Here is a 14,067-nt window from a genome sequence, read left to right as displayed (position 1 = left end):
CGAGGCATCAGCCGCAGACGAGCGGCATCACCGTCCCGTTACGGCAAAGCAGTCGGACTAGCTGCGATCCCTGAGAACCGGGGCTTTGCTCGGATTGCCAGAGCCCAGTACGGGCACCCTGAACGCGTAAAAATGGGGGAAATGGTTGCGTCGAATCTCCGACGCCGAATAGATGGCCATAGCCATGGCGTGTCTCCTGTAACAGCAGGTGCCGCTTTGGTCAGGCCGTCAGTCCGATTGCCGTCGGGCTGGCGGCCGCCTTGCCAAGGCGGCGTGGACGGGAATGTCCGTGGGAAACGGTTGCACTTGTTGGGCACGCAGTCATGTCTATTCGCCCAGCATGGTTAACTGTCACACAGTGTCGCCGTATTGACAGTGCGTGGAAGCAAAGCTGCCAGGCAGGTAGGCGCCCCAATTCGGCCGCTCAGCCAGTTTCGCTGAGCGCCCGGAAGCTGCCATTCAGCAAGACACACTCGCACAATAGAAGGCTGACGTCAGAGCCTGTCGCCGCGGACTTCTGACCGATTTCTCTGCCGCCATTCCGAGGGGGCGAGGCCCGTCGCCTTCTTGAACTGGGCCGAAAAGTGGAAGGCCGTGTTGTAGCCGAGATAGGACGCTATGGCCTTCACTGACTTGTCGGAGTTGCGCAGCAGCTCGCAGGCGCGGCGGGTTCTCACATCTGTCTGATAGCGTTTGAGCGACATGCCCGTATGCTCCCTGAACAGCCGGCGCAGGGTGGAATAACTCACGCCCAGGTCAGCGGCGATATTCGTCAATGCGGTCGTATCGCCGCTCTTTTCCATCAGGGCGCGCCGCGCCTGCTCGATCAGTCGTATGCGACCCTGGCCGGCGATGTCGCGGGTCTGGCAGAGCTGGCCGAGCAATTGCAGACCCAAAGCCGAAAGGGTCGGCTGATGCATCAGCGCATCCTGCCGGGCGAGCGAATGGATAGTGTCAAATATCGCGCGGGCCTGCTGGCCGGCCCGCCAGACCGGCTCTTCGGGGGACATAAGGTCGATATCCATCACCCTTTCGAAGGCCGCTCCGCGGCATTCGATCCAGCTTTCGACCCAGCCGGTGCTGGGGTCGGGCGCGAACCGATGCCATATGCCGGGAAACAGCAGCATCACATCTCCTGCCTCTATGGGGTGAATGCGGCGCGGATCCGGCGCCGACTGCAATTGTCCACGCCCTTCGCTGATCCAGGCAAATTGGTAGGCCTGGATGGTACGTCCCTTCTCCCACACGAAGTGGTGGTCGTCCGGATGCCGCACCGGCGGATAGGCCGAGCCCGGCGGGATGCGCGTATGGCCTGTCGAGAGCGCCGTGCAGCCAAGGGCCTCGCACAGCGCGCTCTCCGGCAGATAGTTGAAGTAGTCACCGTCGTGCATTGATCAATTTTTGTATGGATCAGATCATTTCTCTAAAACCTTAGCGGCTTTGCGCGCCCCAATCGAGTGCTACTCTCATGTCCAAGGTCAGTTTTTGAATGACCGCGCCAAGAGCGCCGTTGCGGCACAATCGCGGCAGCAAAATGGGAGAGGTAGCATGCAGTTGGGCGATTTTGCCCAGGCCGGAGATCGGCCACTCCGCGTTGGCCTGTTCGGCATCGGACTGGACGCCTATTGGCCCCAGTTCGACGGGCTGAAGGATCGCCTTGAAGGCTATGTCGAGACCGTGGCCGGCAAACTGGCGCGTCCGGGCGTCGAGATCGTCAATCTCGGGCTGGTCGATACCTCCGCCAAGGCGATCGAGGCCGGGCACCGCTTCCGAACCGAAGATGTCGACCTGATCTTTCTCTATGTCACCACCTACGCCCTGTCCTCGACGGTCCTTCCGGCGGTGCGGCGCGCCGGCGTGCCGGTCATCGTGCTGAACCTGCAGCCGGAGAGGTCCATCGACTTCGCTGCTTTCAACCGCATGGCTGACCGCACCAGGATGACGGGCCATTGGCTGGCCTATTGCGCCGCCTGCCCGGTGCCCGAAATCGTTAATGTGTTCAACCGCTCAGGCATCGAGGCGCATCAGGTGACCGGCGTCCTGCAGGGCGATCCGCATGTCGATGCCGAAATCGAAGACTGGATGGAAGCAGCCCGTGTTGCCCATGTCATGGCCCATAATCGCCTGGGCCTCATGGGACACTATTACAATGGCATGCTCGATATCTATTCCGACCTGACAGCCCAGAGCGCAGCCTTTGGAACAGTCGTTGATTTCATGGAAATGGACGAACTGGCCTCCATCCGCCGCGCGCTGAGTGAAGCCGAAGTCGACAAAATGTTGACGCGGATCGAGGCCGAGTTCGATATCCAGCCCGATTGCGACCCGGCAGAACTGCGTCGCGCGGCCGCGACGGCGGCGGCGCTGTTCAAGCTGGTGGCGGCGCACGGACTTGGCTCGATGGCCTATTTTTATGTGTCCGTGCCTGGCCACGAGCATGAAGACCTGATCTCCTCGGTGATCCTTGGCTGCTCCCTGCTTACCGCCTCGGGCGTGCCGGTGGCGGGGGAATACGAGATCAAGAATGCCCAGGCCATGAAGATCATGGATGCGTTCGGCGCGGGCGGCTCGTTCACCGAATACTACGCCATCGACTATGACGATGACGTCGTGCTCATGGGCCATGACGGGCCGGGCCATACGAAAATCGCCGAGGGCAAGACCAAGGTCCGTCCGCTCGAGGTCTATCACGGCAAGGTCGGCAAGGGCGTCTCGGTGGAGATGTCGGTCCAGCATGGGCCGGTCACGCTGCTCTCGGTCATCGAACGCGACGGCAAGGTCGAACTGCTGGTCGCCGAGGGGGAATCCGTTCCGGGGCCCGTCCTCGAAATCGGCAATACCAATAGCCGCTACCGGTTCGACAGTGGCGCGCGCGCCTTTACCGAGGCCTGGAATGCCGTCGGCCCGGCGCATCATTGCGCCGTCGGGGTCGGTCATATCGCGGGACGGATCGAAAAACTTGCCCGCCTGCTCAATCTCAAATTCACGCAGGTCGCGTGAGCGACAACGTTCATCAGGAGGAGGAAACCACAATGAACATTTCGAGGACCACAAAGACACTGGGCATTTTGCTCGGTTCGGTCGGCCTGGCATGCGGCATGGTCACGCCGTCCCTGGCCCAGGATGCGGGCATCACACCGCCGCCGGAAGTGGCGGCGTTCGCGCCCATAGAGGCCGGTAGCGGCGAGGGGATCACCATCGGCTTTACCCAGCTCGGCCTGGGCGTGCCCTTCACCGAGGCATTGCAGCGCGGCATGGAAGCGGCAGCAGAGACTGCCGGCGTCAACCTTGTGACCTGCGATTCCAAGTTCGATGCGGCCGCCGCGCTCGATTGTGCGCGCCAGTTCCGCACGCAGAATGTCGATGGACTCGTCACTTTCCAGGCCGATGCTGCGGCTGCCGCCAATATCTGCGCGGAAGGTCCGCAGGTGCCGGTCATCGCCATCGACATCGAGCAACAGCCTTGCCAGACGGCGTTTGTCGGCGCCGCCAATGTCTATGCCGGCGAGATCGTCGGCTACGCCATGGGCCAGTATTTCAAGGAGAACTTCGACTGCCAGTACGATGCTTGGCTGTCGCTTGAATCGCTGGCCGTGGGTATCGTCAATGACCAGCGTATGGGCGGCATGCGCGATGGCTTCGCCCAGGTCTGTGGCGAGGTACAGAACCTGCGCGTGATCGATACCGGCGCCGGCGGCCAGGCCGATACGGCCCAGCGCCAGGTCACCGATACGCTGACAGCGCTTCCCGGCGCTGAGCGTGTCATCGTGGTCGGCATCAATGAGGACGTGATCACCGGCGCCCTGGCCGCCGCCCGGTCGCAGAACCGCACCGAAGCCCTCTATATCGGCGCGCAGAACTTCGACCCCGGCAATTGCCAGATCTGGACAGCCCCGAACTTCATCGCCACGGCCGCCTATTTCCCCGAGCGCTATGCCGAGCTGATCATTCCCAACCTGATCAAGTCGGTGAAGGGCGAGGATATTGCCGAGCAGATCTTGGTGCCCCATGAAGTCATCACCAAGGACAACATGACCAACATCTATCCCGAGACGAACTGCTGATGACCGAGCAGAGCTTTCTTTCCGTCCGCGGAATCAGGAAGTCTTTCGGTCCGGTCAAGGTCCTACATGGCGTGGACCTTGACCTGCCCCGGGGAAGCGTCACCGCGCTTCTCGGGGAGAACGGGGCCGGCAAGTCGACTTTCGTGCGCATCCTTGCCGGTGACCATCAACCCGATGCGGGGACGATTGCCATCGAGGGCGTCGAGACTTCTTTCCGCACGGTGGTGCAATCGCGAGACGCCGGCATCAGGCTGATCGCCCAGGAAATCGCCGATGCTCCGACCCTTTCGGTTGCCGAGAACATCGCACTGGGCGCCTTGCCCAGCCGCTTCGGCTTTGTGGATCGTCATGCCATGCGCGAGGTGGCCCGCAAGGCGCTCGACGCGCTGGGGGCGGATATTGCGGTGGATGCACCGGTGTCCAGCCTGCGCCTGGGCGAGCGGCAGATCATCGAGATCGCCCGCGCCACCGCAGGGGCCTCGCAATGCCTGATTTTCGATGAACCGACTGCAGCCCTGTCGGATGCCGAGACACGGCGCCTGTTCACGCTCATCAAGCGGATGCAGGAAGCGGGCGTTGCAATTCTCTATATCACCCACCGGCTCGACGAAGTCTTCGCCATCGCCGATCGCGTCTGCGTGCTGCGCGATGGCAAGGTCTCGCTCAACGCCGCCATTGCCGAGGTCGACCAGGCACAGGTCGTTACCGCCATGGTAGGTCACGCGGTCGCGTCCGATCATTACCGCTATGAATTTGTGTCGAAAGGCGCCGACCCATTGCTTGAGGTCGCGCAATTGGGGTCCGAGCATTTTGAGGATGTGGACCTGACCGTTGAACCGGGGGAAATCGTCGGCCTCTATGGCAAGATCGGCTCCGGCGTTCCCGAATTTGCCGCAGCATTGTTTGGCGCGGGCCAATTTGACAGCGGAACACTGCGGCTGGGCGGCGAGGCGGTCAAGTTCGGACATCCTGCCGAAGCGATCGCCAAGGGCATCGGTTATCTGCCGGCCGACCGCGCCAGTGAGGGATTGTTGCGGACCCGCACTGTGGCCGAAAATCTGGCGGCGCCAAGCTGGACGCGTCTTGCCAATGGTCCCTTTGTTGCGCCCGGCATAGAAGCGAATACCTTCAAAAAATGGCATTCGGTGCTCAAGGTCCGGTCCCGACCGGATGGCTCGGAGCAGATTTCGACGCTCTCGGGCGGCAATCAGCAGAAAGTGCTGCTCGGTCGCTGGCTCGAGGCCGGTTCGAAACTGCTGGTGCTGGTCGAGCCGACGCGCGGCGTCGATGTCGGCGCCCGGCAAGAGATTTATGCGGTCCTGCGCGATCTGGCGCAGCAGGGGCATGGCATTCTCATTGCCAGCTCGGACTATGAAGACATCACAGAGGCTGCAACCAGCGCGGCCGTGATGGTGCGGGGCAGGGTGGTTGCCCACCTGACCCAGGACCAAATTTCAACGGAGCGGCTGACCCAGGCCGCCGGAGGGGGCGCGCATGCCTGAACAGGCTCCAACCACCATGAGCAATATCGATGCAGGCCGCGTGACATCCCGCGCAGGGCGGCGCCTGAAGGCACCCGAATGGGGAGCCTTGCTGCTTTTCCTGCTGGCCGAGATCGTTTTCTTCAGCTTCAACTCGCCCTACTTCCTCACCTGGCCGAATGGGGTGAACATCGTAACCGCGCTGTCCATCACCGGCATTCTGGCGGCGGGCGGAACCATCCTGCTGATTGCCGGGCAGTTCGATCTTTCCGTGGGTAGCGGCACCGCCTTTGTGGCTCTTTCATTCGCCCTGGCCGCTCAAAGCCTGGGCATCATTCCAGCGGTGGGCATTGCGCTGCTGGTGGGTGTGGGGATTGGCGTTCTGAACGGTTTTCTGGTCACTGTGGTCGGCGTCAATGCCCTCATCACCACGCTGGGAACATTGGCGATCTTCCGTGGACTTACATTGTCCATAGGTGGGGCCAGCAGCGTCAGGGTCACAGGTTTCGACTGGGCCATTGCCCGCCCGTTCTTCGACATCCCCATGTCCGCGATCGTCTTCCTGCTCATTGCGCTGGTCGTGGCCGTTGTGTTGTCGCGGACCATATTCGGCAGGACCATCTATGCTATCGGCGCTAACGAGAACGCAGCCCGCCTGGTCGGCATCCGCACCAAGCGCACCTTGTTTTTCGCCTTTGTGATTTCGGGGCTCTGCATGGCGGCAACCGGTCTCGTCAGCGCTTCGCAACTGGGCTCCACCTCGGGCACGACCGGCGTTGGCCTGGAGCTTGCCGTGGTGACGGCCATCATCCTGGGGGGCACTTCCCTCAAGGGTGGCACGGGCAGCATGTTCGGCACCATTCTGGGCCTGCTCATTGTCGGCGTGCTGAACAATGGCATGACGCTGATGAACATCAACTCCACCTGGCAACAGGTGGCCGCAGGCATGCTGCTGATCCTGGCCGTATCCTTCGACCAGATCCGCCAGCGCTTCATTCGCAGTTAGGCGGGATTGACCATGCTCGTCTCAAGGGAATTTCGCCTACTCGATAATGTCGAGATGCCTATGCGCGACGGCATCCTCCTGCGGGCCGACATCTTGCTGCCTGAGGGAGATGGCCCCTGGCCGGTGCTGTTGCAGCGCACGCCATATCGGAAAGAGGATGCCTTCGGCACCCAGTATATTTCGGGCATGGAGTTCATGGCGGCACTGCGGCGTGGCTATGCCATCGTGATCCAGGATACGCGCGGCCGCTATGGCTCGGACGGCGACTTCGCCCCCTTTGTCCATGAAGGCCAGGATGGTGCCGATACGCTGGACTGGCTGCGACAGCAGGACTTCTGCAACGGTCAGGTGGTCACGTTCGGCGCCTCCTATGTCGGGGCCACGCAGGTATTGCTGGCCGCCCAGGATCCCATGGGCCTCGTCGCCATATCCCCGCATCTGACAACAGCGCGTCATGGTGAAACCTGGACCTATCGGTCCGGTGCCATCGAGCTGGGGTTCTTGCTGCTTTGGATTATCGAGTCACTGGGCCCCGAAGACCTTCGCAGGCGCCTGCCCGGGCTTCCGCCGGATGCGGCCGAACAGGCTCAAAGAGTCCTGGCGCAAATGCTGGAAAACCCTCAGCAGGCCTATGAGCGTCTGCCGATACTTGACGACAGCATAGTCGCCCTGGCGCCCTATGCTCGACGCTGGTTTGACAGCAAGTCGGCAGAAGCGGCGGCCAACGACCAAGAAGCCCTTGATAGGCTGGCCGTTTCGCGCCTCCCCATGCTGGTCAGTTGTGGTTGGAATGATCTGTTTGTGGAAGGCTCGATTGAGCTGTTCGAGACAGCGCGGCAGCGGTGGCACAATGCTGAGAGCGTGCCAGATCGCCTGATCATCGGCCCTTGGTCCCATGGCAATCCGTCGGACTGGCAAGGCGATTCTTGGCTTGGATATGCGGCGTCGACGGCGGGTTTGTGCGAAGAGCAGTTGAGCTTCTTCGATGATGCCCGAGCTGGCAGGCTGCCCGAAACACCCATGGTGCGCTATTTCCGGTCAGGATCAAACACATGGCACGCTGCCCCGGATTGGCCGCTGCCGGGCACTGTAGAAAAGACTCTCTTTCTTTCCGAAAGTGGACTGTCAGATGATCCTATCTCCGAACGGTGGCAACGGGTATATCAGTCAGACCCCAACCGTCCGGTGCCAACTGTCGGTGGCGCCAACTTTCTTCCAGGCCTGCTTCAAGCCAGAAATTCTGGACCCAAGGACCAGTTCGCGGTCGAAAGCCGGAGTGATGTGCTGATCTTCACCTCCCCCCCTCTTGAACAGGACCTGGAAGTCACAGGGCTTGTCGAAGCAAACCTCTGGGTGTCATCTTCCGCACGCTCTACCGACTGGAACGCACGTCTGTGTGCGGTTGACTGGACGGGGCGAAGTGTCGGACTGGTTGATGGAGTCGCCCGGTCCGTTCATGCAGACGGGGAGTTGACCGAAATCCAGATTCGCGTGGGCCACGTCAGTCATCTGTTCAAAAGTGGGGACAGTATTCGTCTGCAGATTTCATCGTCGAACTTCCCTCGCTTCGACCGCAATCCGCAAACTGGGTTTTGTCCGACGACAGCGGGCCCTGGCGAGCTTGTCGTGGCGACCAATGTGTTGCATGGAGGGGAGCAGGCTTCCAGTTGTCTGCGCTTACGCATCATTCCCAATGCTTTTCCGGTCTGCGCCGGCCTCCGCCGGCAAGCTGACCGGGACTCATCGATGCCGCTTTGAGGCCGCGCCACCAGCGTAAAGCCAGTTACGGGTCATGTTGTTGTTCAACTCGCTGCCTTGGAAGGGGCGACATGGTGGCAATTGTCCCCGCGCCAAATGAACGACGAACGATGCCCGTCGGCGGGTAAGCGCAGCGTGCAGGGGCTCGGCATATTGGCTGGCGTGCTGAGACAATCGGGTCCTCTGCAATCGGACTCGTTCCAAACGTGAGCGTGGACGAATTCCAAGCAGGTGCTGCGACTGTTCAAGGCAGCAGAGCGCCCCAATTCGGCCGTTCAGGCTACGATCACGATCTCCCGAGAACTGCCGGTCCGCTTACTCAATCGTGGTGGCGACAACAGAGTGGTTCGCAGACTGACGAGTTTCGCCGCGGAAAACCGAACCCTCCACGACGAGTGAAGCTAACAGCCTTTGGTCATGACACCCTTCAACTTTGACACGTGGCCGCGCTTTGTTGCCTCGACTCGAACTCCGATCACGCCTGAACATAACAGGAGTATCAGTTCTGACCTCTTCGTATGCCCGCCAATTCCCGCAAGCAGATAGGCTCAAGGCCACTATGCTTAAAGTGCCAGCCTTGTGGCCGAAAAGGCCAATACCGCAGGAGCTGGCTGAGTTAGTCGTTGATCTTGATCTACCTGAAGCGATGGTGCTGCTGGCAAAGCTTGGCGTATGCCCCGCGCGCGCTAAACCCGCCTTTGGTCAACAGCACCAGATACAATCGGGACAAATGCCAGGTACGCCGTGATGTGCCACCGGCATCGATTCCCCCAACAGTGGAAAGGGCGATGCACGAGAAGTGGAGGGGTTTCATTCACTACGAGAGGCACCACCGGGGGCTGAAGGCTCCCAAGCCGTGCGGGATAGAGGCCTACTTGAATTTGTCCACTCTTGTGGCGGCTATCGGCTATGATTTCGAAATCGCCAGGCTCAAGTCAACGCTATCAGCGCCATGTTGCGGAAACCGGAGTTTTGAGCGGACCGGCATCTGCCAGCACAAAGCTAGACCCGTAGTCGCCTCCCGGTGCTGTAGTCAGGGGCGACCGTTCCCGTGTCCGCTCTGGGCACTTTGGCTTCCCTGGCCGCCTGATGGCCTATTGGCGGCAGCACCACTCGCGCCATTGGACGCAGCGTTATCTGCTGCTTGATTTCTGCCGTCTGAGGCTCCCGCACGTCGTTCCGTGCTCTGGCCTGGGTTGCTGACATTCGGGCTCGCGCGGTGTTCGACACCGTTGGCGCTGGCATTGTCCTGCATTTGCCTGTTGGCCCGCCTCTCAAAGGCGGCCTCTCTGGCAGCAGCAGCAACAGCTTGTCCATCGATGACGTAGATAACGTCCTCAGAGCCCGGCCCTGACACCTTGACCGGCCTCATTTGGCTCGCGGCTGCACTCTGCCCGGGGCGCAAGTCCACCGATGTGTTTGTGGCGAAGTCGCGGATCTCGACGATGCCTTCTTCGACATCGACCTTCGTCAGGCCATTCCGGTAAGTGACGGTGAACTGCGTGCCCTTGACAATTGCAGCCATCACTGGCGTCTGAACCGAGAAGTGCTGAACGTTTCGCTTCTCCGCCTCGACAGTCACCGTTCCCCAAACTTGAACGATCCGTGTCATCCGCTGGGTCTCTACCTGGTTGAGGATTATTTCGGTGTTGCCGCCGAGCGATATGGTTTCCTCGCCCCGGTGGAACTCCACCCGGCCAGCGCTCGCGGTGCGGACTTTTGCTGCGTCCTGGATACTGTCACCGCGCACCAGCGGGGTCCAATCGCCGTCAGCGAATATCTCTACCTGGCCCCGTAACCGATCCGCGATCCAATCTTCCGCGGATGCTGGCGAAACCGTGGCGAGTAGAAGACTGGTAAAGACAATTGTGCCGAGCTTGAGCATGGGTTCCCCCAACGTGATAAATCCCAGGCAGCCAGCGCCCCCGGGGCTTTACAGAGTCTTTATGGACGCCAGGGAGCAGTCACCTTCTTTGCAGACATCATTGCCAATAAACCCAAGATGTCGTTTGCATTTGCTTCAAGTTGTGAAGGTCCCCATAGTCGAAAGGCCCGAGCAACCAAGTCGATTGCCAGGGCCAGTAGCCCAAGATTGGGGGCCGTCTCCGGCCATGAGAATAACCAGCCCGGAGGGCGCGGCGTTCTTTATTGAGACGACTACTTCTTACCGTTGCCGTTGCCGTTGCCACCACCGTTTTCGCGGCTCTCGGATGCACTCTCGCTGTGTTTCGAATGGGCTCTCTCGACCGCGCCGCCGCTTTTCTCATTCGCGTGGGCCAAGGCAGCTTCCCGATTGCTGCCGGGCAGTTTTGCTGCCACGGAGACTGGATTGCTATTCGCATCCTCCTCACTGCCATCTGCAGTGCTATCGGTCTGGTCGTCAGCCTCGCAGCCCTCAACCGGATCGATACCAAAGGCCTCAAACAGAGTGGTTGGCTCGCATTCGGCCGGCAATTCCACCTCCTGAGCGGTGGTAACGACAGAGGCCAGGCCCAACAGGGCAATGGTCGCGATGGAAAGGCGGATCATGAGGCGCTCCATTGATAATTGACGGCACCATGGCGAAGCCAAATTAACAGCTTGCGTGAATGCTTAGTCAAATACGGCAGAGTTTGGTTTCCGAACAGAGGCGGCGCCAGCTCGTTCTGCTAGAGTCAGTAGCTCAGCTCTGAACCGCTACAGCTATGAGCTGCGCTACCTTTTCCGCGCTCTCGGTCACCGCAATGACGTTGTTGCCGCCGGAAACCCGGATTTGGCATCCGCCAGTCTGGTCGATGAAAGATACAATATGGGCCGCATTCACATAGACGGCAGGGCGCCCGACCCCAACGGCACTGGTCGATCTCACAATCACCCTTGAAATGGCCCCTTTTTCGCTGCGGCACAGCGCTAGCGAAAACTAAATTCTGTGGCAAGAGTTATTGATTGGGCTGCGATCTAGCGGCGAGAGTAAGGTTCCAAGCGCGCCCCATGGTCGGGCTCGAGGCTGCCAGTCGCTCTGCTGATTGGCGGACATTTTGTTTTGATCGCCCTTTTGTTCCTCGTCTTGGGCGCGATCTGGTTCTCCAGCCCATGGCCAATGCCACAGAGGGTACTCTTCGGGGCCATGGCGATTCGGCTGCTGGTTGGTTGGAGGCGCGGTACCGCGTGATCGGACGAAGTCCAGATTCGAAATACGCGCGTTTTGAGGGACCGTTCTTTCTTGCCCAAACACTGTATCCAGCAGTAGCGGAACATGGCACCGCGCCGAACTCAAAAATTACGCTTCAGTCGAGCTCATGCTTATCGGTTGCTGCAAGATCAAGGGCAATCGATTGGAGACGCTCTTGCAAGAAACGCATTCGCGTAATGTCACTCTGGATGCCGATATAGTGCGTTGCTCTGCCCAGAGGATCCTTGACCGGCGTCAGCGACAGCCGGTTCCAGAATGGAGTGCCGTCCTTTCGGTAGTTCAGCACGTCCACGATCAAGGGGGCGCCCCTCGCGATTGCAGCCCGCATTTCCGCGATGGCGTCTGAGCTCGTATCAGGCCCTTGAAGAAAGCGACAATTTTTTCCGATGATTTCGCCACGCTCATAACCTGTCATTTTTTCAAAGCCGCGGTTCACGTAGACGAGCGGTGCACCAGCCATGCGAACGTCGGACAACGTCAAAGCCTGGATCGCAGGATCGAGCTCCAAGTCAGAAATTTCGGGCCTAGAGTGGGCGTGCCTTATGAGCGTCATTGTCCTGTAGATCTGATGCAAGCGGTTCGAAGGTTTGGCTATCAATATTGTCATGATAACACAGATGCGGGCGGATAGCCGGCGTAGTTACGGCGCACTGTTTCGGTTCGGTGCCCGGAACCTACAGCTATTGATGGCTCTCAAAGTCCAAATTGCTGACCCCGAAGAGTTCTTGCCCCAAAGGCGGGAATTTATCACCCGCAAGCGCACTCCATGCTCGCCGAACTCGGGCAATTGCCATCGGCGCGGCAGGACGAATTTCTCACCTGTACGGATCGAATTTCCGGTGAAATCGGGCTGGAAATCAGCTGGTTGATTGTCGTTGAGACAGGCAGCCGCGCACCCCGTTCAAACGAACGGGGCGGCCAGCCTTGAGAAGAACTAGACTTAGCGTCGATCAGCGGGAGAAATTGCTCGTGACTTTCTTCTCGACCATGCGAAGGTCGGCCACAACTGTTCTAGTCTGCCTGCTGACGTTGCCAGCGCTGGCCAACGAGCCTGGAGGGCTGGTTACTGGCAGCTTTGCCGACCAGCCGTTGGAGCTAAAGGTTGCTTCCGAATTGGCCGGCGCGACGATCGTCGGCAACTATGCTGACGCCTTCTTGCTTGCCACACAGACGGAGGGCGAACAGGGGCCGGTTGACCTGGAACTGACGATCAATGGCGAATTGCCCGCGCCCGACGAAATGGTGCTGACGATCACCTTCGCGCGCGACGTGGGGCGGAATTGGACCGGCGGTCAGGACAGCCTGACACTGACCCTGGAGGAATTCACGCCGGGCGACGGGATCGTCACCTTGAAGGGTACGCTTATGGGGCAAGTCAGCGGTGGCCCCTCATCCGAAACCCGGCCTGTCACCTTCAGCTTCGACACACTGCTTGAAGAGCTTGACTGAGATGGCTGGACCGGCCCTTGTCCGAATTGCGATCCTGCTGCTGATCGCTACGGCGACATCAGCACTGGCCGGTGACCGGTCCAACCCGGTCTGCAACTCTGATGTCCACCGAGCGGGTAATCTTGACCTACGACAGATTGGTCCGCTGTATGCGGGAACTTGGACCGAGGCCGCCATCGGGACAAGTGTGGCCATGGGCGTTCAGGAGAGCACCTTCGAGATCGTCTATGATCGGAACCGTACGGCCGCGCCTGCTTCGGGGAGTTTTACCTTTACCGCAAATCTCGGAGGCGGGGAGATTGGCGACGAGACCGTCTGGGAGCGGCCAGCAGAGCCACTGCAGTTGCCGCTTTTGTCCGGCGAGGTGATCTGGGAGATATCAGATACTTCGTTCAACATGGTGCAGACCGGCACCGCGAACCCTTTTACCACGGAGCTGCCGTTCGGCGATTACATTGTGACTGTCCATTCGACGGCGCAGGACGACTTCTCGCAGACCGAGGCAAGTCTGGCGTTGTACAGCGCGCGCAATCTCCATGCCATTTTCCCGCCCATCTCGTCGCATCAGCCAACCGCCCAGGGCTTCGGCCCTGCACAGCCCTTGGTTGAGTCCGCGTTCAAGGTGAGCTGGGAAGGTGAGGGTCTGGCTCCGCGGGGCCACATGGCCATTGTTCCCAGCGGCACACCCGAAGGAGAGGCAAGTGGCTATCGCCGGATTCAGATCAAAGATCAGGCCACGTTCACTGCATCCGCGGAGCCCGGCACCTATGAAACCTGCAACCATTTTAATCATAGCGAACGGGTTATGTCCCGACGAACTCTCGAGGTGGCGGCGGCGTACGCGCAGATAGACGTGGGTGCCGGGTTCGTGGTTCGCGGTGCAGCAAGGTCGGACGAAATCAACAGCATATCGTCGACAACCGAGACTGTCGATGCCAACCAGCGCGTGGTGCGGGCACGAGCGATACGCCCAACTCTGCCTAGATTGCAGTCCATCGCGTGGGGGACGAAAACGAAACGGCATTCAAGCTCCCGAACAACCCTGGACAATACCAAGGGCAGTTTCTCGACCTTTAAAGCCAGAACGTTCTCGGACGCGCGATGATCACGCTCGGCGAACGATCTACGGAAATTTCA

General features: G+C 60.1%; 11 protein-coding genes. 7 read left to right on the top strand and 4 right to left on the bottom strand.

Features of this window, described 5'->3' with window-relative positions:
* Positions 1 to 494 precede the first annotated feature (494 nt).
* Complete coding sequence (locus DDE76_RS14225) at positions 495 to 1,391, bottom strand: helix-turn-helix domain-containing protein (protein WP_104891453.1); 897 nt, start codon at positions 1,389 to 1,391, stop codon at positions 495 to 497.
* Between the two features lie 157 nt (positions 1,392 to 1,548).
* Between DDE76_RS14225 and DDE76_RS14220 the strand changes: the two genes are divergently transcribed.
* Genes DDE76_RS14220 through DDE76_RS14200 form a run of 5 tightly spaced genes read left to right on the top strand, consistent with a single transcriptional unit; the run spans position 1,549 to position 8,309 of the window.
* Positions 1,549 to 3,000: an arabinose isomerase gene (locus DDE76_RS14220; protein ID WP_104891452.1), complete on the top strand. Its 1,452-nt coding sequence runs from the start codon at positions 1,549 to 1,551 to the stop codon at positions 2,998 to 3,000.
* A 32-nt stretch (positions 3,001 to 3,032) separates the two neighbouring features.
* Positions 3,033 to 4,064, top strand: a complete 1,032-nt coding sequence (locus tag DDE76_RS14215) for a sugar ABC transporter substrate-binding protein (RefSeq protein ID WP_104894692.1) — start codon at positions 3,033 to 3,035, stop codon at positions 4,062 to 4,064.
* Entirely contained in the window at positions 4,064 to 5,566 is a 1,503-nt protein-coding gene (locus tag DDE76_RS14210) for a sugar ABC transporter ATP-binding protein (RefSeq protein ID WP_104891451.1), read from the top strand. The genes DDE76_RS14215 and DDE76_RS14210 overlap by 1 nt, the downstream gene beginning before the upstream one ends.
* Entirely contained in the window at positions 5,559 to 6,551 is a 993-nt protein-coding gene (locus DDE76_RS14205) for an ABC transporter permease (RefSeq protein WP_104891450.1), read from the top strand. The genes DDE76_RS14210 and DDE76_RS14205 overlap by 8 nt, the downstream gene beginning before the upstream one ends.
* Positions 6,552 to 6,611: 60 nt before the next feature.
* Complete coding sequence (locus DDE76_RS14200; protein WP_245891946.1) at positions 6,612 to 8,309, top strand: CocE/NonD family hydrolase; 1,698 nt, start codon at positions 6,612 to 6,614, stop codon at positions 8,307 to 8,309.
* Between the two features lie 1,033 nt (positions 8,310 to 9,342).
* Here the strand turns inward: DDE76_RS14200 and DDE76_RS14195 are convergent.
* From DDE76_RS14195 to DDE76_RS14180, 3 genes are all read right to left on the bottom strand, one after another.
* Positions 9,343 to 10,194: a FecR domain-containing protein gene (locus DDE76_RS14195; RefSeq protein WP_104891448.1), complete on the bottom strand. Its 852-nt coding sequence runs from the start codon at positions 10,192 to 10,194 to the stop codon at positions 9,343 to 9,345.
* A gap of 272 nt (positions 10,195 to 10,466) precedes the next feature.
* Positions 10,467 to 10,838, bottom strand: a complete 372-nt coding sequence (locus tag DDE76_RS14190; protein ID WP_157955815.1) for a hypothetical protein — start codon at positions 10,836 to 10,838, stop codon at positions 10,467 to 10,469.
* Positions 10,839 to 11,575: 737 nt separating this feature from the next.
* Positions 11,576 to 11,989 carry a PAS domain-containing protein gene (locus DDE76_RS14180; RefSeq protein WP_157955814.1) on the bottom strand — a complete coding sequence of 138 codons (414 nt, stop codon included), beginning with the start codon at positions 11,987 to 11,989 and terminating at the stop codon, positions 11,576 to 11,578.
* 461 nt (positions 11,990 to 12,450) lie between these two features.
* Here DDE76_RS14180 and DDE76_RS14175 point away from each other — a divergent pair, with 461 nt between their 5' ends.
* Both DDE76_RS14175 and DDE76_RS14170 read left to right on the top strand, forming a co-directional pair.
* The gene (locus DDE76_RS14175; protein WP_157955813.1) at positions 12,451 to 12,930 is read left to right on the top strand and encodes a hypothetical protein; all 480 of its coding nucleotides are present in this window, start codon (positions 12,451 to 12,453) and stop codon (positions 12,928 to 12,930) included.
* A 1-nt stretch (position 12,931) separates the two neighbouring features.
* On the top strand, positions 12,932 to 14,035 hold the full coding sequence (locus DDE76_RS14170; protein WP_104891443.1) for a hypothetical protein: 1,104 nt from the start codon (positions 12,932 to 12,934) through the stop codon (positions 14,033 to 14,035).
* Positions 14,036 to 14,067: the final 32 nt, after the last annotated feature.

Source organism: Devosia indica (assembly GCF_003056405.1).
GTDB classification, from domain to species: domain Bacteria; phylum Pseudomonadota; class Alphaproteobacteria; order Rhizobiales; family Devosiaceae; genus Devosia; species Devosia indica.
The sequence above is the reverse complement of the archived record's forward strand: the minus strand, read 5'-3'. Positions and strand labels throughout refer to the sequence as shown.

What these genes read in the sequence shown, in the direction of transcription:
- DDE76_RS14195 (WP_104891448.1), bottom strand. Translation starts at nt 10,194, where the DNA reads ATGCTCAAGCTCGGCACAATTGTCTTTACCAGTCTTCTACTCGCCACG.
- DDE76_RS14215 (WP_104894692.1), top strand. Translation starts at nt 3,033, where the DNA reads ATGAACATTTCGAGGACCACAAAGACACTGGGCATTTTGCTCGGTTCG.
- DDE76_RS14220 (WP_104891452.1), top strand. Translation starts at nt 1,549, where the DNA reads ATGCAGTTGGGCGATTTTGCCCAGGCCGGAGATCGGCCACTCCGCGTT.
- DDE76_RS14225 (WP_104891453.1), bottom strand. Translation starts at nt 1,391, where the DNA reads ATGCACGACGGTGACTACTTCAACTATCTGCCGGAGAGCGCGCTGTGC.
- DDE76_RS14170 (WP_104891443.1), top strand. Translation starts at nt 12,932, where the DNA reads ATGGCTGGACCGGCCCTTGTCCGAATTGCGATCCTGCTGCTGATCGCT.
- DDE76_RS14190 (WP_157955815.1), bottom strand. Translation starts at nt 10,838, where the DNA reads ATGATCCGCCTTTCCATCGCGACCATTGCCCTGTTGGGCCTGGCCTCT.
- DDE76_RS14200 (WP_245891946.1), top strand. Translation starts at nt 6,612, where the DNA reads ATGCGCGACGGCATCCTCCTGCGGGCCGACATCTTGCTGCCTGAGGGA.
- DDE76_RS14205 (WP_104891450.1), top strand. Translation starts at nt 5,559, where the DNA reads ATGCCTGAACAGGCTCCAACCACCATGAGCAATATCGATGCAGGCCGC.
- DDE76_RS14210 (WP_104891451.1), top strand. Translation starts at nt 4,064, where the DNA reads ATGACCGAGCAGAGCTTTCTTTCCGTCCGCGGAATCAGGAAGTCTTTC.